At 65.8% G+C, this 23,783-nt stretch carries 27 protein-coding genes; 20 read left to right on the top strand and 7 right to left on the bottom strand.

The features are described from left to right. Positions 1-23: 23 nt before the first annotated feature. Positions 24-425, bottom strand: a complete 402-nt coding sequence (locus DD559_RS10680) for a hypothetical protein (RefSeq protein WP_116469158.1) — start codon at positions 423-425, stop codon at positions 24-26. A 278-nt stretch (positions 426-703) separates the two neighbouring features. Here DD559_RS10680 and rplO point away from each other — a divergent pair, with 278 nt between their 5' ends. The 20 genes from rplO to der all read left to right on the top strand — a co-directional run bounded on the left by rplO (position 704) and on the right by der (position 19,343). Continuing rightward, positions 704-1,234: a 50S ribosomal protein L15 gene (rplO, locus tag DD559_RS10675; RefSeq protein WP_116469157.1), complete on the top strand. Its 531-nt coding sequence runs from the start codon at positions 704-706 to the stop codon at positions 1,232-1,234. Between the two features lie 218 nt (positions 1,235-1,452). Continuing rightward, on the top strand, positions 1,453-2,817 hold the full coding sequence (gene secY, locus DD559_RS10670) for a preprotein translocase subunit SecY (RefSeq protein WP_116469156.1): 1,365 nt from the start codon (positions 1,453-1,455) through the stop codon (positions 2,815-2,817). A gap of 122 nt (positions 2,818-2,939) precedes the next feature. Then, the gene (locus tag DD559_RS10665; protein WP_116469155.1) at positions 2,940-3,593 is read left to right on the top strand and encodes an adenylate kinase; all 654 of its coding nucleotides are present in this window, start codon (positions 2,940-2,942) and stop codon (positions 3,591-3,593) included. 122 nt (positions 3,594-3,715) lie between these two features. Then, positions 3,716-3,952: a hypothetical protein gene (locus DD559_RS10660; protein ID WP_116469154.1), complete on the top strand. Its 237-nt coding sequence runs from the start codon at positions 3,716-3,718 to the stop codon at positions 3,950-3,952. A gap of 529 nt (positions 3,953-4,481) precedes the next feature. Then, positions 4,482-4,850, top strand: a complete 369-nt coding sequence (rpsM, locus tag DD559_RS10655) for a 30S ribosomal protein S13 (protein WP_116469153.1) — start codon at positions 4,482-4,484, stop codon at positions 4,848-4,850. 76 nt (positions 4,851-4,926) lie between these two features. After that, positions 4,927-5,316, top strand: a complete 390-nt coding sequence (gene rpsK, locus DD559_RS10650; RefSeq protein WP_019368402.1) for a 30S ribosomal protein S11 — start codon at positions 4,927-4,929, stop codon at positions 5,314-5,316. Between the two features lie 100 nt (positions 5,317-5,416). Then, complete coding sequence (locus tag DD559_RS10645; RefSeq protein ID WP_116469152.1) at positions 5,417-6,484, top strand: DNA-directed RNA polymerase subunit alpha; 1,068 nt, start codon at positions 5,417-5,419, stop codon at positions 6,482-6,484. A gap of 141 nt (positions 6,485-6,625) precedes the next feature. After that, complete coding sequence (rplQ, locus tag DD559_RS10640) at positions 6,626-7,048, top strand: 50S ribosomal protein L17 (protein ID WP_115377296.1); 423 nt, start codon at positions 6,626-6,628, stop codon at positions 7,046-7,048. A 144-nt stretch (positions 7,049-7,192) separates the two neighbouring features. Beyond that, positions 7,193-8,644: an aldehyde dehydrogenase gene (locus DD559_RS10635; RefSeq protein WP_116469151.1), complete on the top strand. Its 1,452-nt coding sequence runs from the start codon at positions 7,193-7,195 to the stop codon at positions 8,642-8,644. 10 nt (positions 8,645-8,654) lie between these two features. After that, entirely contained in the window at positions 8,655-9,161 is a 507-nt protein-coding gene (locus DD559_RS10630) for a DUF3237 domain-containing protein (RefSeq protein WP_116469150.1), read from the top strand. Between the two features lie 29 nt (positions 9,162-9,190). Beyond that, entirely contained in the window at positions 9,191-10,027 is an 837-nt protein-coding gene (locus tag DD559_RS10625) for a p-hydroxycinnamoyl CoA hydratase/lyase (protein WP_116469149.1), read from the top strand. A 17-nt stretch (positions 10,028-10,044) separates the two neighbouring features. After that, positions 10,045-12,177: an acetate--CoA ligase family protein gene (locus DD559_RS10620; protein ID WP_116469148.1), complete on the top strand. Its 2,133-nt coding sequence runs from the start codon at positions 10,045-10,047 to the stop codon at positions 12,175-12,177. A 43-nt stretch (positions 12,178-12,220) separates the two neighbouring features. Further along, on the top strand, positions 12,221-13,519 hold the full coding sequence (locus DD559_RS10615) for an MFS transporter (RefSeq protein WP_116469147.1): 1,299 nt from the start codon (positions 12,221-12,223) through the stop codon (positions 13,517-13,519). Positions 13,520-13,551: 32 nt separating this feature from the next. Beyond that, the gene (locus DD559_RS10610; RefSeq protein WP_116469146.1) at positions 13,552-13,962 is read left to right on the top strand and encodes a GNAT family acetyltransferase; all 411 of its coding nucleotides are present in this window, start codon (positions 13,552-13,554) and stop codon (positions 13,960-13,962) included. Positions 13,963-13,969: 7 nt separating this feature from the next. Next, positions 13,970-14,317 carry an ArsC family reductase gene (locus DD559_RS10605; protein ID WP_116469145.1) on the top strand — a complete coding sequence of 116 codons (348 nt, stop codon included), beginning with the start codon at positions 13,970-13,972 and terminating at the stop codon, positions 14,315-14,317. A gap of 138 nt (positions 14,318-14,455) precedes the next feature. Beyond that, positions 14,456-14,839 (top strand): hypothetical protein, encoded by a 384-nt coding sequence (locus tag DD559_RS10600; RefSeq protein WP_116469144.1) that lies wholly within the window; start codon positions 14,456-14,458, stop codon positions 14,837-14,839. A 41-nt stretch (positions 14,840-14,880) separates the two neighbouring features. Continuing rightward, complete coding sequence (gene panB, locus DD559_RS10595) at positions 14,881-15,741, top strand: 3-methyl-2-oxobutanoate hydroxymethyltransferase (protein WP_116469143.1); 861 nt, start codon at positions 14,881-14,883, stop codon at positions 15,739-15,741. Positions 15,742-15,814: 73 nt separating this feature from the next. Then, complete coding sequence (locus tag DD559_RS10590; RefSeq protein WP_116469142.1) at positions 15,815-16,525, top strand: tetratricopeptide repeat protein; 711 nt, start codon at positions 15,815-15,817, stop codon at positions 16,523-16,525. After that, a complete protein-coding gene (locus DD559_RS10585) occupies positions 16,522-17,847 on the top strand; it encodes a PQQ-like beta-propeller repeat protein (protein ID WP_116469141.1) in 1,326 nt (441 codons plus the stop codon). The genes DD559_RS10590 and DD559_RS10585 overlap by 4 nt, the downstream gene beginning before the upstream one ends. Before the next feature lie 125 nt (positions 17,848-17,972). Continuing rightward, positions 17,973-19,343 (top strand): ribosome biogenesis GTPase Der, encoded by a 1,371-nt coding sequence (gene der, locus DD559_RS10580; RefSeq protein WP_116469140.1) that lies wholly within the window; start codon positions 17,973-17,975, stop codon positions 19,341-19,343. Between the two features lie 52 nt (positions 19,344-19,395). On the opposite strand, the gene bfr is transcribed toward der, so the two are convergent. From bfr to DD559_RS10550, 6 genes are all read right to left on the bottom strand, one after another. Further along, positions 19,396-19,878 carry a bacterioferritin gene (gene bfr, locus DD559_RS10575; RefSeq protein WP_116469139.1) on the bottom strand — a complete coding sequence of 161 codons (483 nt, stop codon included), beginning with the start codon at positions 19,876-19,878 and terminating at the stop codon, positions 19,396-19,398. Between the two features lie 86 nt (positions 19,879-19,964). After that, on the bottom strand, positions 19,965-20,135 hold the full coding sequence (locus DD559_RS10570; protein ID WP_116469138.1) for a (2Fe-2S)-binding protein: 171 nt from the start codon (positions 20,133-20,135) through the stop codon (positions 19,965-19,967). 37 nt (positions 20,136-20,172) lie between these two features. Then, positions 20,173-21,414 carry a DUF418 domain-containing protein gene (locus tag DD559_RS10565; protein WP_240610212.1) on the bottom strand — a complete coding sequence of 414 codons (1,242 nt, stop codon included), beginning with the start codon at positions 21,412-21,414 and terminating at the stop codon, positions 20,173-20,175. Between the two features lie 9 nt (positions 21,415-21,423). Further along, positions 21,424-22,047, bottom strand: coding sequence for a nitroreductase family protein (locus tag DD559_RS10560; protein ID WP_116469137.1), 624 nt, complete (start codon positions 22,045-22,047; stop codon positions 21,424-21,426). A 122-nt stretch (positions 22,048-22,169) separates the two neighbouring features. Then, the gene (locus DD559_RS10555; RefSeq protein WP_240610211.1) at positions 22,170-22,574 is read right to left on the bottom strand and encodes a DUF3052 family protein; all 405 of its coding nucleotides are present in this window, start codon (positions 22,572-22,574) and stop codon (positions 22,170-22,172) included. 64 nt (positions 22,575-22,638) lie between these two features. After that, on the bottom strand, positions 22,639-23,658 hold the full coding sequence (locus DD559_RS10550) for a sensor histidine kinase (protein WP_116469136.1): 1,020 nt from the start codon (positions 23,656-23,658) through the stop codon (positions 22,639-22,641). Positions 23,659-23,783 lie beyond the last annotated feature (125 nt).

The raw sequence follows: 23,783 nt of genomic DNA, 5'->3' as shown, positions 1-23,783 counted from the left end.
ACGGCGAGTGATCGGGGGCCTTCCTATAGCGGGGCGGCGGCCTGCTGAATCGCGATGGGCTCAAGGTCGGTAGCTCGATCGAGGCAAACGGGTTTGCCATTCGAGCGACACTTGTTCGAAATCTTTCCGGTGAGAATCGCATAATGGCCTGCAGTGAGCCGGGCCCGTAAGTCGAAGAACGCCCATGGTGGCCCTTCACCAATTGCGAGCGACGGATGCAACGGCATCCTGATGCCTGATACGTCATCAGCTCCGGCGTCTAGCGCGACGCGCATGGCTTTCATCGAACGGCCGATTTGGTCCGCTTCCGCTTTGTTTCGGTATAAGCCGCACGACATCGGCTCGCACTCGGGGAGGTATCCGAACACGCGTACCGTCTGCCCATTCAGCGCGTCGATATTTGCAACGACCGTGTCGATCGTCATTGTCTTCGTCGGCGTTTGCGTTCCGCACGCCGTGGTGGCGAGGACGACGGGCAGAAGAAGCCATGTTCGGCACTCAGAAGGTATTCTCATCGTCGTCCAAGATCCTTCAACTACCCGCCGGCAACGTCCCGCTAGCGGGGGTAATGCAACTCCGCATGCTGGTGTTCGCCCGCCCGATGCGCCCTCCCCCAAACAAGAGTCGACATTCCCCCCGCTCGCCGCTATGAGCCCGCGCTTCCCATCAACGCGCGACAAAAGCGAAAGCGAGTGCACACATCATGAAGCTGAACGAACTCAACGACAACCAGGGCGCCCGTCATCGCCGCATGCGCATCGGCCGTGGTATCGGTTCGGGCAAGGGCAAGACCGGCGGCCGCGGCGTCAAGGGTCAGAAGAGCCGCGAAGGCGTCTCGATCAAGGGCTTCGAGGGCGGTCAGATGCCGCTCCACATGCGTCTGCCGAAGCGTGGCTTCAACAACATCTTCGCCAAGGACTATGCCGAGGTGAACCTGGGCGAGATCCAGAAGGCTGTCGATTCGGGCAAGCTGACCGGCACCGACATCGATCACGCCGCGCTGAAGGCCGCTGGCCTGGCCCGTGGCGGCAAGGACGGCGTCCGTCTGCTCGGCAAGGGTTCGCTCACCGCGAAGCTGAACTTCACCGTCGCCGGCGTCTCCGCCGGTGCGCGTGCGGCCGTCGAGAAGGCGGGTGGCACCGTCACCGTGCCGGAAATCGTGCCGGCCGCCGACAAGCACAAGGCGAAGCACCGCACGGCCCAGGCCGCTGCCAAGGCCGCCAAGCAGGGCTGACGAAATGCGAAGGCGGGGCTCCCAAGGCTCCGCCTTCCTTCGTGCTGGGCTTGCCCAAAGGCCGTTCTTTCTTCCTCGTCCACAGAAAAACGGCCCTTCGACAAGCTCAGGGCGATCGGGATTCGCGCGACAGGGCTTAGACAAGCCGCGCGCAGGCCCTATATGCATCCCCGCAGGGCGGGGGAGCGCCCGTCACTTATCCGGGACGAAGATACGAAATGGCATCCGCAGCCGACCAGCTGGCCTCCAGCATCAATCTGGCGAAGTTCAGCAAGGCCACCGACCTCAAGAAGCGCCTGTGGTTCACCCTCGGTGCGCTGATCGTCTTCCGCATGCTGAGCTATGTGCCGCTGCCGGGCATCGACCCGACGGCGCTCGGCCTGCTCGCGCAGCAGACCCAGGGCGGCGTGCTCGATTTCTTCAACAACTTCACCGGCGGCGCACTCTCGCGCATGTCGATCGTGGCGATGGGCGTGATGCCCTATATCACCGCGTCGATCGTGGTGCAGCTCGCCTCCTCGCTGTCGCCGCAGCTCGCCGCGATCAAGAAGGAAGGCGAAAGCGGCCGCAAGCGGCTGAACCAGTATACGCGTTACGGCACGGTGCTTCTGACCGCGGTGCAGGGCTATTTCCTGGTGCAGGGCCTGCAGGCCGCCGGTGCCGCCAAGGGGCTGAGCCCGGTGGTGGAGCCGGGCCTCGCCTTCACGATGACCGCCGTCGTCAGCCTGATCGGCGGCACGATGTTCCTGATGTGGATCGGTGAGCAGATCACCAGCCGCGGCATCGGCAACGGCATCTCGCTGATCATCATGGCCGGCATCGTCGCCCGCCTGCCGGTCACGCTGGTCCAGCTGTTCGAAAGCGGCCGTTCGGGCTCGATCGATCCGCTGCGCCTGATCTTCGTGATCGTCTGCGTTGCGGCGCTGGTGCTGTTCATCTGCTTCATGGAGCGCGCCCAGCGCCGCATCCTGATCCAGTATCCGAAGCGCCAGACGGCGCGCGGGGTGCAGGCCGAGCGCAGCCACCTGCCGCTGAAGCTGAACACCGCCGGCGTGATCCCGCCGATCTTCGCCTCGTCGCTGTTGCTGCTGCCGCTGACGATCACCCAGTTCGCCGGCCAGGCGACGACGGGCGAGAGCTGGTGGGGCGATCTGATCGCGAACCTGAATATCTGGCTCCGCCACGGTTCGCCGATCTACATGTCGCTCTATGCCGCCGGCATCATCTTCTTCTCGTTCTTCTACACCGCGGTTGTCTTCAACCCGGAAGAGACGGCGGACAATCTGAAGCGCTATGGCGGCTTCGTGCCGGGCATTCGCCCCGGCAAGAACACCGAACTCTATTTCGATTATGTGCTGACCCGCATCACCGTGATCGGCGCAGGCTATCTGACGATCATCTGCCTGTTGCCGGAATGGGCGTTCTCCGCGATGAGCATCCCGTTCCTGATGGGCGGCACTAGCCTTCTCATCGTTGTCAACGTAACCATGGACACGGTGACGCAGATCCAGTCGCACCTGCTGGCCCACCAGTATGGCGACCTGATCAAGAAGGCGAAGCTCAAGGGCGGCCGCGCGCGCTGATCGGCGCGGCGGCACAAGAGCGTTTTCACCTTGGGCGAAGACGCTCTAGTTCTTGATTGCCGCATTTTCCGAGTCGTTGACCGTAAACGGTCAACTTGAAAATGCTCTAGGGGAGGTACCTGTTGAATATCATCCTGTTGGGTCCGCCGGGGGCCGGTAAGGGCACCCAGGCGAAGCGGCTCGAAACCGAGCGCGGCATGGTGCAGCTGTCCACGGGCGACATGCTGCGCGCCGCGGTGAAGGCGGGGACGCCGACGGGCCTGAAGGCCAAGGCAGTGATGGAGGCGGGCCAGCTCGTCTCCGACGCGATCGTCTCCGGCATCATCGGCGAGCGGCTCGACATGGCGGACACCGAGACGGGCGCGATCTTCGACGGCTATCCGCGCACCTATGCGCAGGCCGAATCGCTCGATGCGCTGCTCTCCGAGCGCGGCCGCAAGCTCGATTATGTGATCGAGCTGCTGGTCAACGAAGAGGCGCTGGTCGACCGCGTCGAGGGCCGCTTCACCTGCGCCAAGTGCGGTGAGGGCTATCACGACAAGTACAAGCTGCCCAAGGTGGACGGCGTGTGCGACGTGTGCGGCGCGACCGAGTTCAAGCGCCGCCCCGACGACAATGCCGAGACGGTGCGCACCCGCATGGCCGAATATCGCGCCAAGACCGCGCCGATCCTGCCCTTCTACGAGGCGAAGGGGCTGGTCCGGCGAGTCGACGGCATGGCCGATATCGACGAAGTGACTCGGCAGATCGCCGCGGTGCTCGACGGGCAGGGATAACGGGAAGGGCGGGGGAAACCCCGCCCTTTTTGATTCGGGGTGGTCGCTATGTCGGCTCCCGCTCCACTTGCGTACATTCGGCATGCGTGTTTCATGCGTCGGCAAGCGTACGGAGCGATGGCATGCGTTGGGATCAGCTTTTCGCCATCCTGTTCATGGCGGGCGTGATTGTCGGCATTTGGCAAGTAAATCGGCACTACGCGCGGAGTGGGGTGATCTTCGGATTCCCATTCAGTATCCGCCGCGACCGCACCCCCCGACTGTTCCGAGCGGGGATGATCCTGAGCTGGCTTTCGTTCGGCCTTATGGTCGCGTTCGCGTTATTTCTGTCGTTAGTGATCGGCCGCTCTTGGTTCTAAAGCGGCACGCTTCAGCGTAAGCTTTCCATCACAAACGGCCGTCATCTCCGCGAAGGCGGGGATCCATTGGCGCTGGCGTCTCGGTTCTTTCCCCCAGCGCACAGGCGAATGGATTCCCGCCTTCGCGGGAATGACGGTAGAGGGCGAGGGGTGGCAGGAGCGCGTGTGTGGGTTGCGGGTGGCGGCGGTCATGAAAGAACCTCCACGTCGCACGCTCCCCTAACCCCTCCCGCAGGCGGGAGGGGGATTTGGCCGCGTCCCCCTATCCGAAACGGGACGCGCTTCGCCGCCGCACCGCTCGCCGCGCTTGGCCTGCCGGGAACCTTGCTATATAAGGAGGGTTCAGCATTTTCCGGCTCCGTGGCGCTTGACAGCTCGCCTGCGGCCCCGTATCTCGCCCAACTTCCGGAACAGTAGCTTACGGCGGCGCTCCATCGCGTGCGTCGTGCCGCTGCATTTCGGAAGGCAACGCTACGAGATGGGGTGCCGCTGCCATGCAGTGCCCTGTGGAGCTGGGAGAATATAGTTCATGGCACGTATTGCGGGTGTTAACATCCCGACCAACAAGCGCGTCGTCATCGCGCTGCAGTATATCCACGGCATTGGCCCGACCAAGGCCAAGGAACTGACCGAAAAGCTGAACATCGCGCCGGAACGCCGCGTGCAGGACCTGAGCGATCAGGAAGTGCTGCAGATCCGCGAAGCGATCGACGCCGGCTACACGGTGGAAGGTGATCTCCGTCGCCAGGTGGCGATGAACATCAAGCGCCTGATGGACCTGGCCTGCTATCGCGGCCTGCGTCACCGCAAGGGCCTGCCGGTTCGTGGCCAGCGCACGCACACCAATGCGCGCACCCGCAAGGGCAAGGCCAAGCCGATCGCCGGCAAGAAGAAGTAAGGCGCAAACGCGCGACTTTCTTCGTCCCGAGGCATCGCGCCTCCAGGCACCAAGCTTCTAGGTCAGGAACTTCCAAATGGCACGTGAACCGCAGCGCATTCGCCGTCGCGAGCGCAAGAACATCACCGCCGGCGTCGCGCATGTGAACGCCAGCTTCAACAACACCATGATCACCATCACCGACGCGCAGGGCAATGCGATCAGCTGGTCCTCGGCCGGCATGATGGGCTTCAAGGGCTCGCGCAAGTCGACCCCGTATGCCGCGCAGGTCGCCGCCGAAGACGCCGGCCGCAAGGCCGCCGAGCACGGAGTCCGCACCCTCGAGGTCGAAGTGAAGGGTCCGGGTTCGGGCCGCGAGTCGGCGCTTCGTGCGCTGCAGGCGGTCGGCTTCCAGATCACCTCGATCCGGGACGTCACGGCGATCCCGCACAACGGCGTGCGTCCCTCGAAGCGTCGTCGCGTCTGATACGTCCTGCTTGCGCCGCGGGCCCTGAGGCGGGTCTCGCGGTCTTGCAGTAGTTACCTGGCGGGGAATGCCTCTTCCCCGCCCAACATGAGGAAAGCCCGTGTCGGTCAACGCTAAGAACTGGCAGGAACTCAAGAAGCCCAACGGCCTCGAGAAGAAGCCCGGTGGCGATCCCAAGCGGAAGTCGACGTTCGTCGCCGAGCCGCTGGAGCGGGGCTTCGGCCTCACCCTCGGCAACGCGCTGCGCCGCGTGCTGCTGTCGTCGCTGCAGGGGGCGGCGGTTACCTCGATCAAGATCGAGAATGTGCTGCACGAATTCTCGTCGCTCGCCGGTGTGCGCGAGGACGTGACCGACATCGTCCTCAACGTCAAGCAGATCGCGCTCAAGATGCAGGGCGAAGGCCCGAAGCGTCTCCAGCTGTCGGCCACCGGCCCGGCGGAAGTGAAGGCGGGCGATATCGCGGTTTCGGGCGACATCGAAGTGATGAACCCCGAGCTGGTGATCTGCCACCTCGACGACGGCGCGACGCTGAACATGGAACTGACCGCGGACGTGGGTAAGGGCTATGTGCCTGCCACCGCGAACCGCCCGGCCGATGCGCCGATCGGCCTGATCCCGGTCGATGCGCTGTTCAGCCCGGTCCGCCAGGTTTCGTACAAGGTCGAGAACACCCGCGTCGGCCAGGAGCTCGACTACGACAAGCTGACGCTGACCGTCGAGACCGACGGCACGGTGACTCCGGACGATGCGCTGGCCTATGCTGCGCGTATTCTCCAGGACCAGCTGGCGCTGTTCGTCCACTTCGACGATTCGTCGGTCACCCGTGCGGCTCCGGTCGGCATGGTGCCGGCAGCGGCGCCGGCGGAAGGTGGCGCAGGCGATGCCGCGCAGATCAACCGCTACCTGCTCAAGAAGGTCGACGAGCTCGAACTGTCGGTCCGCTCGGCCAACTGCCTCAAGAACGACAACATCATCTATATCGGCGATCTGGTCCAGAAGACCGAAGCCGAGATGCTGCGCACGCCGAACTTCGGCCGCAAGTCGCTCAACGAGATCAAGGAAGTCCTCTCCAGCATGGGCCTGCGCCTGGGCATGGAAATCCCGGGCTGGCCGCCCGAGAATATCGAGGAAATGGCCAAGAAGCTCGAACAGGAGATCATGGGCTGAGCCCATGTTCCGTCGGAGGAAGCGTCAGGACTGCCCTGACCTTCCTCGGCTTTTTTTGAGGGTTTTGGGCGGTGGCCCGTTCTTGCACCGCCTGGTCTGGGGTTCCGTCGAACGGCCCCTTAACGAACGAAGGAAGATATCATGCGCCATCGCGTAGGCGGTCGTAAGCTGCAGCGTACCTCGGCTCACCGTATTGCCCTGTTCCGCAACATGAGCGCAGCGCTCATCAAGCACGAGCAGATCACCACCACCGTCGCCAAGGCGAAGGAACTGCGCCCGTACGTCGAGAAGCTGATCACCCTCGCCAAGAAGGGTGGCCTGTCCAACCGCCGTCTGGCCCATGCCCGCCTGCTCGACGATGCGCAGCTGGTGAAGCTGTTCGACGTGCTGGCAGCGCGCTACGCCGATCGCAACGGCGGCTACACCCGCATCATCAAGGCCGGCATCCGCGCGTCGGACGCCTCGCCGATGGCGATCATCGAGTTCGTCGATCGCGACGTTTCCGCCAAGGGCCAGGATTCGGGCCCGGTGGTCAGCGACGAGGATTTCGACGAAGCCGCCTGATCGGCGTTCGTCGGAGAATCGACACGGAAGGCGGTCGCGCAAGCGGCCGCCTTTTTCGTTGGTGGTCCCCGCGCAATTCTCCTCTTGCCGTCTGCTTCATAAACGTTATGATCCATAACAATAATGAAGAGGACGGAGAGGTTGATGTCCGCTACCGAAGTCACCTTGTTGGTCGGCGGTGCCGCGCGCGCCGCTGCGCGCCAGTTCGAGCGCCGTAATCCGGTTACCGGCGATGTCGCCACCCGCGCCGCGGCGGCGACGCCCGAGGACGCGCTGGCCGCCGTTGCGGCGGCGCAGGCTGCCTTTCCGACATGGGCCGCGCAGGGGCCGAATGCCCGCCGGGCGCTGCTCACCAAGGCGGCCGCCGCGATGGAGGCCCGCGCCGACGCGTTCGTCGATGCCATGATGGCGGAGATCGGCGCGACCGAGGGCTGGGCCCGATTCAACCTGATGCTCGCCGCCTCGATGATCCGCGAGGCCGCCGGGCTCACCACCCAGATCAGCGGCGAAGTGATCCCCAGCGACAAGCCGGGCTGCATCGCCATGGCAGTGCGCGAGCCGGCGGGCGTTGTGCTGTCGATGGCGCCCTGGAACGCGCCGATCATCCTGGCGACCCGCGCGATCGCGGTGCCGCTCGCCTGCGGCAATACCGTCGTGCTGAAGGCGAGCGAGCAATGCCCCCGCACCCATGCGCTGATCGTCGAGGCCTTTATCGAGGCCGGCTTCGGCGATGGCATCGTCAACCTTGTCACCAACGCGCCGGAGGATGCCGGCGAGGTGGTCGGTGCGATGATCGATGCGCCGGCGGTGCGGCGGGTGAACTTCACCGGTTCCACCGGCGTCGGGCGGATCATCGCGGTGCGGTGCGCGCAGAATTTGAAGCCGGTGGTGCTCGAACTGGGCGGCAAGGCACCGCTGATCGTGCTCGACGATGCCGATCTGGACGAAGCGGTAAAGGCCGCCGCGTTCGGCGCGTTCATGAACCAGGGCCAGATCTGCATGTCGACCGAGCGGATCATCGTCGTCGATGCAGTCGCCGATGCGTTCGTCGAGAAGTTCCGCGCCAAGGTGGCGACCATGGCGGTGGGCGATCCGCGCGAGGGCAAGACGCCGCTCGGCGCGGTGGTCGATACCAAGACGGTGGCGCATGTGCAGGGGCTGATCGAGGATGCCGTGGCGCAGGGCGCGGTGCTGGTGAACGGCGGCGCCGCGAACGGCGTGCTGATGCCCGCCCATGTCGTCGACAAGGTGACGCCGGCGATGAAGCTGTTCCGCGACGAGAGCTTCGGCCCGGTGGTGGGCGTGATCCGCGCCCGCGACGAGGCGCACGCGATCGAACTCGCCAACGATACTGAGTATGGCCTGTCTGCCTCGGTCTTCACGCGAGACGCAGCGCGCGGGCTGCGGGTGGCGCGGCAGATCCAGTCGGGCATCTGCCACGTCAACGGCCCGACCGTGCACGACGAGGCGCAGATGCCGTTCGGCGGCGTCAAGGCGTCTGGCTATGGCAAGTTCGGCGGCAAGGCGGGGATCGAGAGCTTCACCGAACTGCGCTGGATCACGCTCGAGACCCAGCCCGGCCATTTCCCGATCTGAGGGCCGAGCGATGCGCCCGCTCTCCGGCCCCCAGCAGGGCGTTGCGGTACTGCCGTCGGCACCGCCGCCCGGCCTTGCCTTCGCCTTTTCGGCCCGGGTCCAGATCGCGCCCCCCGTCGAGCGCGGACAGGTGGATGGCGGCCGCGCCCGTTTCATCGCGATCACCGGCGGCCGCATCGTCGGGCCGCGTCTGAACGGTATCGTCCTCCCCGGCGGTGGCGACTGGCAGACGATCCTGCCGGGCGGCGTTACCCGCGTGCTCGCCCGCTATTTCCTGCGGGCCGAGGACGGCACGGTGATCGCGATCGAAAACCCTGGCGTACGGGTGGCCAGCGAAGCCGTTACCGCCCGGCTGGCGCAGGACGAGCCCATCGAGCCCGACGCCTATTATTTCCGCACCACGCCGCGCTTCGAGGTGGCCGAGGGGCCGCACGCCTGGCTGGCGCGCACCGTGTTCGTCGCGCGCGGCATCCGCCGCCCCGACCATGTGATCATCGATTTCTACAGCGTCGAATGACGCGCGATTTTTCAGAAAGGCAAAGCAGCATGACCGATCCGATCCAAGCCGCCACCGTCGCCTATGACGTGATAGACGGCATCGCCTGGGTACGTTTCAACCGGCCCGACAAGCGCAACTGCATGTCGCCCCGGCTCAACCGCCGGATGATGGAAGTGCTCGACGAACTCGAATATCGCGACGATGTCGGTGTGCTCGTGCTGAGCGGCGAAGGCACTGCCTGGTCCGCCGGCATGGACCTGAAGGAATATTTCCGCGAGAATGAGGCCAAGGGCCTGGGCGCCACCCGCGGCGCGCAGCGCGAGGCCTATGGCTGGTGGCGGCGCCTGCGCTGGTATCACAAGCCGACCATCGCGATGGTGAACGGCTGGTGCTTCGGCGGCGGTTATGGCCCGCTGTTCGGCTGCGACCTCGCCTTCGCGGCGGAAGAGGCGCAGTTCGGCCTTTCCGAGATCAACTGGGGGATCCTGCCGGGCGGCGGCGCCTCGAAGGTGATCGCCGAGCTGACCGGCTTCCGCAACGCGATGTACCACGCGATGATGGGCGAGAATATCAGCGGCAAGAAGGCGGCCGAATGGGGCCTGGTGAACGAAGCGGTGCCGCTGGACGGGCTGAAGGCACGCGTCGAGGAAGTGGCGAAGGTGCTGCTCGCCAAGAACCCGGTGGCGCTGAAGGCAACCAAGGACGCCATCCGCCGCGTGCGCGAGATGACCTATGACAATGCCGAGGATTATCTGATCCGCGCGCAGGAAGCGGCCAACAGCTACGATAACGAAGGCCGCAAGGAAGGCATCAAGCAGTTCATCGACGACAAGACGTACAAGCCGGGCCTCGGCGCGTACGACAAGTCCAAGCAGAACGCCTGAGCCAGGGGAGGGCACCGATGACCGTCGATACGCTCGCCCCGACCCAGGCCGCCAGCGGCCTTGCGCTCGACCGGCTGTTGCGGCCGAGATCGGTCGTGATCGTTGGCGCTTCGGACAAGCCGGGTGCGCTCGGCGCCTCGGTGCTCGCCAATCTGGAGCGCAACGGTTTTGCCGGCGACATCCACCTGATCAACCCGAAGCGCGAGACGATCGGCGGGCGGCCCTGCCTGCCCTCGGTCGAGGAGCTGCCGGAGGGCGTGGACGCGGCGGTGCTCGCCATTCCGCGCGCCGGGGTGGTGGAGACGATCCGGTCGCTCGCCGCCCGCAAGGTGGGGGCGGCGATCGTCTTCTCGGCGGGCTTCGCCGAGGGCGGCGAGCAGGGGCTTGCCGACCAGCGCGAGATCGCCCGCATCGCCGCCGAGGCGGGGATGGTGATCGAAGGGCCGAACTGCCTGGGCCTCGTCAACTATGTCGAGCGGGTGCCGCTGACGTTCGTCGAGACGATCGTGCCGGAGCGCGGCCCCGGCAAGGGCGTGGGCATCGTTTCGCAGAGCGGGGCGATGGCGGCGGTGTTGGCGACGATGCTGCTCAGCCGCGACCTGCCGGTCACGCTTTCGGTGTCGACCGGCAACGAGGCGGCGAGCGGCGTCGAGGATTATGTCGACTATTGCGTCGATGATCCGAACACGCAGGTGATCGCGATGATCGTCGAGCAGTTCCGCAAGCCCCAGCGCTTTTTGGAGGCGGCACGCAAGGCACGGGCGGCGGGCAAGCTCGTCGTGCTGCTGCATCCTGGCAAGAGCAGCGCCGCGCGCGAATCGGCGGCGACGCATACCGGCGCGATGGCCGGCGACTATCAGCTGATGCGGGTGATGGTGGAGCGCGCGGGCGTGGTGTTCGCCGAGACGCTGGAGGAACTGGGCGACATCACCGAGATCGCCGCGCGCTGCCCGGCGCTGCCCGGCGGCGGCGCCGCCGTGCTGGGCGAATCGGGGGCGTTCAAGGCACTGACGCTGGATTTGTGCGAGGAACTGGGCGTCACGCTGCCGGCGCTCGACGATGCCAATGCGCCGGCGCTGCGCGCCGCGATGCCGGACTTCGTTGGAGTCAGCAACCCGCTCGACATCACTGCGCAGGGGCTGGTCGAGCCCGACATGTATTATCGCCTGCTCCGGGCGTTGGGGGCGGACGATCGCTTCGGGGCGATCGTCGCGGGCATCATCCTTACCGATGCGGCGACGGTGGGCATCAAGCTGCCGCCGATCCTGCGCGCGGTGGAGGAAGCATCGCTGACCACCCCGCTGATCTTCGCCGGGCTCGACGAAGGCGCGCCGCTGGGGGCGGAGAATATCGCGCGGCTGCGCGCGGCGGGGGTGCCGTGCTTCGGTTCGACCGAGCGGGTGTTCCGCGCGATCGCGCGGTTGTCGCGCCAGGCCGCGCGCGACTTTAGCACGAGCGATGCCGTGCCGCTGTCGTGCGAAGGCCTGCCGCTGGGCGGGGTGGTGCCGGAATATCGCGCCAAGGCGGTGCTGGCACCGCTGGGCCTGCCCTTTCCCAAGGGCGGCTTTGCGCGCACCGCGGACGAGGCGGTGCAGATCGCCGGGGAGATCGGCTATCCGGTCGTGCTCAAGGCGCAATCGGCCGAGCTCAGCCACAAGAGCGATGCCGGCGGCGTGGTGCTGAACCTGGCCGACGAGGGCGCGCTGCGCGCCGGCTGGCGCAAGATGCACGGTGACGTCGCGCGGCACCGGCCGGACCTGACGCTCGACGGCGTGCTGGTCGAGGGCATGGGCAAGCGCGGCGTGGAGCTGATCGTTGGTGCCAAGCGCGATCCCGAATGGGGGCCGGTGATCCTGGCCGGTTTCGGCGGGGTGACGGCGGAGATCCTGCAGGACGTGCGGCTGCTGCCGTGCGACCTTACCCAGGAGGCAATCGAACGCGAACTGCACCAGCTGAAGAGCGCGGCGATCCTGCGCGGCTGGCGCGGCGCCCCGGCGCTGGACGTGCCCGCCGTGGCGGCGCTGATCGCACGGCTGGCGCAGGTGCTGATCGCCGAGCCCTCGATCCGTGAAGTGGACCTGAACCCGGTGGTGGTGCACCCTGTGGGTGAAGGGGTGGTGGCGCTCGATGCGCTGATGCTTACCGCCTGACGAACGACAACAGGGGCGAAAACGCCCGAAGGAGAGGTTGAACATGGCGGAGTCGTCGGAAATTCTGCGGCGGCTCGACGAAGCGCCGCTGAGCCGCACACAGGTTTCGGGTATCCTGCTCTGCCTGCTGCTCAACGCGCTCGACGGGTTTGACGTGCTGGCGATCAGCTTCGCCTCACCGGGCATCGCTGCCGAATGGGGCATCGATCGCGCGGCGCTGGGGCTGGTGCTGTCGATGGAACTGATCGGCATGGCCCTGGGCTCGGTTGTGCTCGGGGCCTATGCCGATCGCGTCGGGCGGCGACCTGCCATCCTGCTGTGCCTGGGCATCATGGCCACGGGGATGCTGGCGGCGACGTTCGCGCAGAATGTGCAGATGCTGTCCGTCTTCCGCCTGTTCACCGGCCTCGGCATCGGCGGGATGCTCGCCTGCACCAATGCGATGGCGGCGGAACTCGGCAACGCCCGCACCCGCAGCCTGGCGGTGGGGCTGATGGCATCCGGCTATCCGGTCGGCGCGATCGTCGGCGGATCGATCGCGGCGAAATTGCTGGTCGGCGGCGATTGGCGCCATGTGTTCCTGTTCGGTGCGGGCGCGACGGCACTGTGCCTGCCGCTGGTGTGGTGGCTGATGCCCGAATCGGTCCGCTATCTGTTCCAGCGCCAGCCCGCCAATGCCCTGGCGCGCGCCAACCGGCTGCTGGCACGGATGGGGCAGGGGGCAATCGAGGCGCTGCCGCCGCGCCGTGCGGCGGGCGCGAAGCTGCCGCTCGCCCAGCTGTTTTCGGAGCCGCTGGCGCGCACGACGATCCTGCTGACGATCGCCTATTTCTGCCACATCATGACCTTCTACTTCATCATCAAATGGGTGCCGAAGATCGTCGTCGACATGGGCTATCCGGCCTCGCAGGCGGCCGGCGTGCTGGTGTGGGCCAATGTCGGCGGGCTCGCGGGCGCGGTGCTGCTGAGCATGCTCAGCTGGCGGTTGCCGCTGCGCGCCCTGCTGGTCGCGGCGCTGGTGGCGGCGACGGCGATGGTCGCGCTGTTCGGGCAGGGGCAGCGCGATCTTGCCGGGCTTGCGCTGATCGCCGGGATCGCCGGTTTCTTCACCAATGCCGGGGTAGTGGGCATGTATGCGCTGATCGCGCAGAGCTTCCCCACCGAGGCACGCGGAACCGGCACCGGTTTCGTGATCGGCGTGGGCCGCGGCGGCGCGGCGCTGGGCCCGATCGTCGCCGGGCTGCTGTTCGCGATGAATCTGGGGCTGCCCGTCGTCGCGCTGGGGATGGCGGGCGGTTCGCTGGTCGCGGCCCTGGCCTTGCTCGCGCTCAAGCGGGGATAGGCGCAGCGCGCGTGCGGGTATAGGCTGCCGCGATGCATATCGAAGAAGCAGGTGCGGCCGATCGTGAGGCCGTGGTTACGCTATGGCAGGCCGCGGAACTGACGCGGCCGTGGAACGATCCCCGGGCCGATTTCGATCGGGCGGTGGCTGGTGCAACCTCTGCCGTGCTCGTGCTGCGCGACGGCAGCACGCTGCTGGGCACGGCCATGGTGGGGGAAGACGGGCATCGCGGCTGGGTCTATTATCTCGCCGTCGCCGAAGCGGCGCGGGGACAGGGGCATGGCCGCGCCCTGATCGCGGCGGCCGAATCCTGGCTGCGCGCGCGCGGCTGCCCCAAGCTGCAACTGATGGTGCGCGAGGGCAACGATGCGGCGATCGGTTTCTATCGCGCGCTGGGACTGGAGCTCCAGCCGGTTGTGACGCTCGGCCGTTTCCTCCACTAGGGGCGACATGACGATCGCACTCTACGGAATCAAGAATTGCGACACGATGAAGAAGGCGCGAGCCTGGCTCGACGCCAACGCCGTCGCCCATGTCTTCCACGATTATAAGATCGAAGGCGTCGATCCCGCGCGGCTCGATCGCTGGATCGCGCTGGAAGGGTGGGAGGTGTTGCTCAATCGCGCCGGTACCACGTTCCGGAAACTGCCCGACGCCGACAAGACCGATCTGGATGCCGCCAAGGCGCGTGCGCTGATGATCGCCCAACCTTCGATGATCAAGCGACCGGTGCTGGAATATCCGGGCGGATTGCTCGTCGGTTTCGCGGTGGAACGCTATGCACGTGCGTTGCTCTGAGGCATGAGGGCGGCAAGGAATATGGAAGAACCTCTGGATTTACCCTAGGTTAACTATAATCCGCCACTCATATATTGGGGTCGCATGGCGTCTTATATTCGACAACGGCCTGCCTATTGGTTTCAGGTTGCCGCAACCATGTTGTTCCTGTGGGGCGTGGTTGGATGTGTGGCCTTCTATTTTCACGTCACGTTCGATCCTGCGCAGTCTTCCACCGCTACCGCCTGGGACCGCGCCTATCATCGCGCGCTGCCGGGGTGGTTCATCTATGACTATGCCGTCGCCGTGGCGGCTGCGCTGCTGGGTTCGATGGCGATGCTGCGGCGATCGCGATGGGCGAACATCCTGTACATCGTCTCGCTGGCGGCGGTGATCGTCCAGTTCGGCTATGTCTTCGCCTTCACCCCGTTGGTTGCCGCGAAGGGCATAGGTGCGGCAGCCTTTCCGCTGTTCATCGCCGGCGTCGGTGTGTTCCAGATATGGCTGGCGGGGCTGGCGACCCGCCGCGGCTGGATCCTGTAGCGGCCATTGCCGTTCGCCTGCGGCGGTCCTAGACCGCGTGCATGTCGCACCAGCTCACCCTCGATACTGCCACCAGCCGCGCCAACCCCACGCCTGCGCCGATGAAGCGCGTGACCGTGCCGGCGATCCGCAAGCGCAAGGGGGGCGAACCGCTGGTGATGCTCACCGCCTATACCGTCCGCATGGCGCAGCTGATGGACGCCGCGTGCGACATGCTGCTGGTCGGCGACAGCCTGGGCCAGGTGATCTATGGCCTGCCTTCCACGGTTCCGGTCACGCTGGAGATGATGGCGCTGCACGGCGCGGCAGTGGTGCGCGGCAGCTACCATGCGCTGGTGGTGATCGACATGCCGTTCGGCAGCTATGAGGCCTCCCCGCAGCAGGCGTTCGAAAGCGCTGCGCGGCTGCTCAAGGAAAGCGGCGCGGCCGCGGTCAAGCTGGAAGGCGGCGCGGCAATGGCGCCGACGGTCAAGTTCCTGGGCGAGCGCGGCATTCCGGTGATTGGCCATATCGGCCTGACGCCCCAGGCGATCAACGTGCTCGGCGGGTACGGCGCGCGCGGCCGCAGCGAGGCCGAGCGCGCCAAGCTGGTCGGAGACGCGGTGGCGATGGACGAGGCGGGCGCCTTCGCGATCGTCGTCGAAGGCGTGGTCGAGCCGATCGCGGTCGAGATCACCCAGGCCGTCAAATGCCCGACCATCGGCATCGGCGCTTCGGCACAGTGCGACGGCCAGGTATTGGTCGCGGAAGACATGCTCGGCCTGTTCGAACGCACCCCGCGGTTCGTGAAGCGCTATGACGACCTGGCCGGCCGCATTTCCGCCGCGGTTGAAACCTATGCCGATGAGGTACGGTCGCGGGCCTTTCCGGGACCGGATCAGGTCTATGCGCCGAAGGACTGACGGAGTAGGGCGGTTTGCGTTCACGGCACGCGGCGCTAAGGTCCGCGGCCGCATCAGACCTATGGAGTAGATTTTGGCGCTTCCTCCTTCCGGTACCACCGACGAGGCCTTTCTTCGCGAAGTCGACGAGGAATATCGCCGCGACCAGCTGATGCGGGTCGGGCGGCGCTATGGCCTGTTGATCGTGGGCGCCGTGGTGCTGTTCCTGGTCGCCGTCGCGGGATGGCTCTATTACGATCACAGCCGCCGCACGGCCGCCGAGGCGCGGGGCGAGGCCTATGACGCCGCCCTGCAGCTCGTGGTCGAGAATCAGCAGGCGCAGGCCGCCCCCGCGCTCGACAAGATCGCGCAAGGGGAAGACGGCTATGCGGCGATGGCGCGCTTCACCCAGGGCAATATGCTGTTCGCGCAAGGCAACAGGGCGGCTGCCGCGGCGAAATTCGCCAGCGTGGTCAACGATGCCAAGCTGGACAAGCCGTTTCGCGATCTCGCGCTGGTGCGCCAGACTCAGGCCGAGTTCGACACGCTGCAGCCCCAGGCGGTGATCCAGCGGCTGGGCACCTTCGCCAACCCCGATTCGCCCTGGTTCGGGACGGCGGGCGAAATGGTCGCCGCGGCCTATTTGAAATCGGGCAAGCGGGCCGAGGCCGCGAAGCTCTATCGCCAGATCAGCGAGGCGGGGGAGCGCGTGCCGGCATCGGTTCGCGAGCGCACCGCCGAAGTCGCCAAGACGCTTTCGGTCGCCCCGGCGGCCAGCCAGACGCAGGAAAAGCAAGCTAAATGAAGACCAAGGTTCGCGTAGTTGCGGCGGTTGCGGCGCTCGCGCTGGTAAGTGGTTGCGGCGTGTTCAAGGGCAGCGGCGCGCGCAAGACGCCGGTGCTGGGTGAGCGCGTGCCGATCCTCGTCACCGAAAACGACATCAGCGCCGACAAGACCCTCGCCGGTATCGACGTGCAGCTGCCGGAAGCGGCGGTGAACGAGAATTGGAGCCAGCCCGGCGGCAATGCCGCGAAGTCGATGGGGCATCTCGCGCTGGGCGAGACGCTGTCGCGCGTCTGGTCCGAACAGGTTGCCAAGCCTTCGAAGAAGGAGCGCATGGCCGCCGCGCCGGTGATCGAAGGCAATATGCTGTTCGTGATCGACACGCACGGCGATGTGCACGCGCTTGCCGCCGATACCGGTGCGCAGCGATGGACGGCGCCGACCGGCAAGGGCAAGGGCAATCGCAGCGCGCTGTTCGGCGGCGGCGTGAGCGTGGAGGGCGATCGCGTGTTCGCCGCCAATGGCCTTGGCGATGTGGTTGCGCTGAGCGCGGCCGATGGCAAGGAAATCTGGCGCAGCCGCCCCGGCGGTCCGCTGCGCGGCGCGCCGACACTGGCCAACGGCAATGTCTATGTGGTGACGCAGGACAACCAGCTGTTCGCGCTCAGCCAGGAGAAGGGCGAACTTTCGTGGAGCGCCACCGCCAGCCTGGAATCGCAGGGTGTGTTCGGCGTCGCCGCGCCGGCATCCGCGCAGGGCACGGTGATCGCCGGCTTCTCCTCGGGCGAACTCAACGCCTATCGCTATGAGAACGGCCTTTCGCTGTGGGGCGACGTGCTGACCCGCAACACGATGACGACGTCGGTCTCCTCGCTGGCCGATATCGATGCCGAGCCGGTGATCGACCAGGGCCGCGTCTATGCGCTTGGCGAGGGGGGCCGCATGGTCGCCGTCGACATCACCAGCGGTTCGACCTTGTGGGAACAGAGCATCGGCGGCCTTTCCTCGCCCTGGGCGGCGGGCGAATGGCTGTTCGTCGTTACCGATGACGGCCGCCTGCTGTGCCTGTCGCGCAGCAGCGGCAAGCCGCGCTGGATCGTCCAGATGCCGCGCTACAAGAACATGAAGAAGTCCAAGAACCCGATCAGCTGGAAGGGGCCGCTGGCTGCCGGTGGCCGTCTGCTGCTCGTCAACAGTCTGGGCGAGGTGGTGTCCGTATCGCCAAAGGATGGCAGCACGCTGTCGAAGATGGCGACCAAGGCGCCGCTCACACTGCCGCCGGTGATCGCCAACAACACGCTGTATCTGCTCGACGACAAGGGCCGCCTGAGCGCCTATCGTTGAGCCGGCACCCCGGCGTCGTGCCGGGGGCGTAGAACCCAAGCGGGGGCCGGGGCTTCATGCTCCGGCCCCCGTCGTATTCGGCGCCGGGCTTTTCGCCGCGGCCTCGCATGAGTAAGAGATTCGTTATGCCATTGCCGACCGTCGCCATCATCGGACGCCCCAATGTGGGCAAGTCCACCCTGTTCAACCGACTGGTCGGCAAGCGTCTCGCGCTGGTGGATGACCAGCCGGGTGTGACGCGCGACCGCCGTGAAGGCGATGCTTCGCTGCTCGGCCTGGAGTTCCGGGTGATCGACACCGCGGGATATGAGGACGAGGATGCCGCCACGCTACCCGGCCGGATGCGCGCACAGACCGAGGCGGCGGTGCGCGAGGCCGACGTCTCGCTGTTCCTGATCGATGCCCGCGCGGGCGTGACCCCGCTGGACGCGGAAATCGCCCGCTGGCTGCGCTCGACCGATCGGCCGGTGGTGCTGATGGCCAACAAGGCCGAAGGGCGCGCGGGCGAATCGGGCATATTGGAAGCGATGGCGCTGGGCCTGGGCGATCCCATCCCGTTTTCGGCCGAGCATGGCGAAGGGGTCGTCGACCTGTTCGAAGCGCTGTTGCCGCATGTCGAACGCGACGAGGAGGAGGCGCCCGAGGAAGATCCCGAGAGCCCCGATGCCCCGCTGAAGCTGGCGATCGTGGGCCGCCCGAATGCGGGCAAGTCGACGCTGGTGAACCGGCTGATCGGCGAGGATCGGATGATCACCGGGCCGGAAGCGGGCATCACCCGCGATTCGATTTCGATCGATTGGGAATGGATCGATTTCGAGGACAAACCCCGCAAGGTGCGGCTGGTCGACACCGCCGGGCTGCGCAAGAAGGCGCGGGTCGAGGAGAAGCTGGAGAAGCTTTCGGTCGCCGATACGCTGCGTTCGATCGACTTTGCCGAAGTGGTGGTGCTGCTGCTCGATGCGACGCGCGGGCTGGAGGTGCAGGACCTCAAGATCGCCGATCGCGTGCTGCAGGAGGGCCGCGCGCTGATCATCGCGCTGAACAAGTGGGATGTGGCGGAGAACGCCTCCAGTCTGTTCAACGGCGTGAAGGGGGCGCTGGACGAGGGGCTGGCGCAGGTGAAAGGCGTGCCGCTGCTCACCGTCTCGGCGGTGACCGGCAAGGGGCTGGACGTGTTGATGCGCGTAGCGTTCGAGACGCGCGACGCCTGGTCGCGCCGTGTTCCGACGGGTCAGCTCAACCGCTGGTTCGAGCGGGCGATCGAAGCCAATCCGCCACCCGCGCCGGGCGGCAAGCGGATCAAGCCGCGCTACGTCACCCAGAACAAGAGCCGGCCACCCAGCTTCGTGCTGTTCGGCACGCGGGTCGATCTGCTGCCGGTCAGCTACCAGCGCTATCTGATCAACGAGTTGCGGCGGGAGTTCGATTTCGGCGCGGTGCCGGTGCGCCTCACCCTCAGGGCGCCGAAGAATCCGTTCGACCGCGACAAGATCTGAGCGCGGCAGGTGCGATGCCCGGCGCAGACTTCTGCACCGGGCGTGGCGACGTTCAATCGGCCTCGGCGGCCTTGCTGTTGAGCTGGATATAATTTTCCAGGCCCATGCGGGCGATCATGTCGAACTGGCGCTCCAGCGTGTCGACATGTTCTTCCTCGCTCTCGAGGATGCTGGCGAAGAGATCGCGGCTCACAAAGTCGCGCACCGATTCGCAATGCTGGATGGCATCGCGCAGCACGGCGATCGCTTCCATCTCCAGGGCGAGATCGCCACGAAGGATCTCTTCGACATTCTCGCCGATCCGCAGCCGGCCGAGCAGCTGGAAATTGGGCAGGCCGTTCAGGAACAGGATGCGCTCCGCCAACTTGTCGGCGTGCTTCATCTCATCGATCGATTCGTGGCGTTCAAATTCCGCCAGCTTGTGAATGCCCCAATTGTCGAGGACGCGGTAATGCAACCAATATTGGTTGATCGCCGTCAATTCATTCTTGAGAACTTCGTTTAGATACTCGATTACTTTTGCATCGCCCTTCATCGCGAGAAACTCCTTTCAAGGGTCTCTCTAGCGCGAATGGAGATAGAAAAAAACCGCAGAAATCAGCGAGTTTTTACTTGCGACTGTCACGCAGCCGCACGTTCCTCGGCGATAATGGCTCGCGCGAACGGCACGCATTGGCCGCATTTCGCCTGGCACCCCAGGGCACGATAGGCCTGGCAGGCGCTTTGGGCGCCGTTGCGGGCAACTTCCCGCACATCCCGTTCACGAAGGGCATTGCACACGCAAACAACCATCGGAAAATCCCCGAATCTCTCGCCTGCCCTTTTAGGGCTATTGCGAGCGACTTGCAAGGCTATTGCGAATGGGTTGCAGGGTTCCGCGCGCCAGGCTGCGCCACAGCCACTCCATCGGGCCATAGCGGTGATGCCGAAGCCATAGCGGCGACCACAGCAGCAGCAGCGTCCAGACGCCGAGTACGACCGGATAGAGCTGCCACCGGCTGAGATGCCCGTATGCGCCAAGCCCATAACCGTAGAAGAACAATGTGCAGAGGATGCTTGTGGCAAGATAGTTGGTGAAGGCCATGCGCCCCACCGCCGCAAAACGCCGCCCCATCCTGCCTTCGGGGTGCAGCACCAGCAGGATAAGGCAGATCCAGCCGACGATCATCAGCGGCCGAATCAGTCCCGGCAGCGTGACGGCGCCCAGCATCGTCGCGAACAGCGTGAACCGCTCCAGGATCACGAACGCAGCAAGCGCGGCATAGCAGGGGACGGCGATCGCCCAGCAGCGCACGAGCCAGTATCGATAGCGCGCCCGCGACCAGGCGCCAGAAAGCAGCCCGCTGCGCAGCGCCGCCATGCCGAACAGCATATAGCCGAGCGTCTCCCAGCCATAGAGCATCAGCATCGTCAGCGGGCTGGTGCCATATTCGATCATGCGCTGACCGACGATTTCGGGATAGGTGCCGCGATGCACTGCCACTTCGGCGGCGATGCGCTCGGCCGACGGCGTTCCGAAGGCCTCCACCAGAGATTTGAGTGCGGCCAGATTGTCGGGGGTCGGGTGGCGGGTGAGATACCAGGCCGAGGCGGTCAGATCGCCGAACAGGCTGACGCTGATCAGCACCAGCACCGCGCCCAGCCCCACCAGCTTCGGCACCGAAAGGCGCCGCAACGGATAGGCGATCATCCCAATCAGTGCATAGTGCGCAAGGATGTCGCCGTGCCAGACCAGCCAGAGATGGGCGAGGCCGAAGACCAGCAGCCAGCCCATGCGCGTATAATGGGTGCGGGCCGGATCGCGGCCGGTGGCCTGCGCCGCATCGGTTACGATCAGCAGCGACGCGCCGAACAGAAAGGAAAAGAGCCCGCGCATCCTGCCGTCAAAGAACAGGAAGTTGACCATCCAGGCGCCAAGATCGGCGCCATGCCAGCCGCCATAGGCGCGCGGATTGAAATAGGCCGCTTCGGGCATCGCGAAGCTGACGATGTTCAGCAGCAGGATGCCGAGCAGGGCGACCCCGCGGACCATATCGAGCGCGGGCAGGCGTTGGGACGTATCGTGTTGCACGCGAATGGGTTACAACCAGCTGCTGATCTGATCGAGCGGTTTGCGCAGGGCCGCGGCTTCCGGAATCGTGGCGTCTTCAGCGGCATGGCCGACGACGATTATCGCGATGGGGCGCTCGTTTCCAGGCCGTCGGCACAGCCGGTTGAGGAAGCGTGCGGGCGTCGGCGAATGGACCAGGGTCGCCAAGCCCGCTTCGTGCAGCGCGGTGAGCAACAGCCCGCAGGCGATCCCGACGCTTTCAGTGACATAGGGATTGGGAACGCTGTCATCCACGCCGCGGGTGATGCCGAAGGCGATGATCACCCAGGGGGCCAATTCCAGATAGGGCTTGTGCGCCGTCGTGCCGAGGCCGCGCAGCAGGCCCTGCCATTCGCTGCCGCCCATGCCGCCATAGAAATTGCGCTCTTCTTCTTCCACCGCCACGCGCAGGGCCGTTTTTGCGCCGGGTGTCGATAGCACGGCGAAATGCCAGGGTTGGCGATTGGCACCGCTCGGCGCCGATCCCGCCGCGCGGATCGCCGCTTCGATCGTGGCGGAGGCCACCGGCTCGCTGGAGAAGCTTCGGCAGCTGTGGCGCGAAGCGATCTGTTCGAGAAAGGCTGTTGCGCGCGACGTGCGCTCGTCTTCCGTCATTGCGGGTTGTTTCGGCCACGGCGGCATGATGGTAGAATATCCAAATAGAAGACAAATAGTTTGCTTATCTGATGCCGCTTGTCGATCCGGTTCTTGTGCGTAGGTAAAATGGGCTTTCGCGCTCAGGCGGAGCCAGCGTCCCCATCGACGACGAGTTTGACGCCGGTCCAGTCGCTGCCGATCGCGCAGCGATCCCGTTCGACCATGCCGTGCGTCGCCGCCGCAGAGGCGACATCCTCGGCGCGCAAGGCGCTTCCCGCGTCGCTGGGATGCGAAACCCAGATGAACCCGTTGGAGGCGATCAGCGGGCGCAGCGCCTGCAGTTCGCGATCGAGATGGCTGCGCGCGGTGGCGAACAGATAGGCCGCCTGCAGCCCGTCGCTCGCACAGCAAAGCTCTTCGACGGCGCTGCGATCGGGTTCGATCGCGGCGCGAACCGAAACCGGCATGTCGTGGAACCACACGCGCATTCCCGGCTTCAGGCCGAGGCGGGCGGCGAGGGGGCTTCCCGGGTAGCGTTCGGACATGGCGGCGCTCCTTGCGGCAAGCCTACGCTATCTGCTCCCTGGGTGCCAGGGGCGTTGACGAGGATCAAGAATCGCTGCCCGTCGGAATATGCTCCAGGCGCAGGATAGTGCCGGGGCGGGCCGGCCGGATGGAGAGCGTTGCGCCGATTCCCTGGGCCAGGCTGCGCGCGATTCGCAGGCCCAGGCTGTCCTGGCGGGCGATGTCGAAATCGTCCGGCACGCCGCGCCCGTCATCGGCTACTGTCAGCGACAGCATCGCTCCGTCCGAGGCGATGGATATCTTGATCGTCCCCCGATCGCGATCGGCAAAGCCGTGTTCGATGGCATTGGCCACCGCTTCCGCGACGATCAGCGCGATCGGAATGGCGCGCTCGGGCGCCAGCATCAGCGGGGTGCTCGAGTCCATGATATGGCGGACACCTGGCTTGCCGCTGCTTTCGGCCAGGTCTTCGACCAGCCGGGTGATGAAGGTGCCGATCGCCAGCGGCTCCCCCCGCGAACCGTAGAGGCCGCGCTGAATCCGGCCGATCAACTGCAGCTTGCTGGCGGCATCGCCGATGGCGCGGCGGGCTTCCTCGTCCTGGGTGCTGCGTTGCTGCAAGCTCAGCATCGCGCCCACCATCTGGAGATTGTTGGAAACCCGATGCTGCAGCTCCTCGAACAGGATTTCGGTGCGTGCGGCGAGCTGGGCGGTGCGTTCGCGTTCGCGGGAAAGATGGCGGTTCGCCACCTGCATCCAATGGACGAGCAGGATATCGACCGTCACCACCCCGACATAGAAGAGCAGCGCCAGCGGGGTGCCGCGCTGCAGGCCGAAGCTTTGCAATGGAGGGATGAAGAAATACCAGGCGAGCAATCCGCACAGCACCGCCGCAACGATTCCCGGCCCTCTTCCGAACAGGAACGAGGAGAGGATCACCGCCGGGAAAAAGGTGAGGTAGGGAAAGCCGGGCGGGAACAGCGGATCGAGGATCAGCCGTAGCCACCAGGCGGCGGCGCACAGTGCGATGGTGATGCCATAGGCCAGACGCCGCTGATCGACCAGCAACGGCAGTCGTTCCAGCGTCCGGCCAAATGACGGCATCCCTAGCGCATCTCCTGTCTGCGGCGTGCGACGGCGGGTGGCTTTCCCCCGGATCGGACCGGCCGCACAGACGCTCCTTCCGCCAGAAACAATTCAGACGCAAGTCGCTCGTCGGCGGCAATGGC

Source organism: Sphingomonas pokkalii (genome assembly GCF_003096275.1).
Taxonomy (GTDB): Bacteria; Pseudomonadota; Alphaproteobacteria; order Sphingomonadales; family Sphingomonadaceae; genus Sphingomonas; species Sphingomonas pokkalii.
This window is presented reverse-complemented; position numbering and strand designations above follow the sequence as displayed.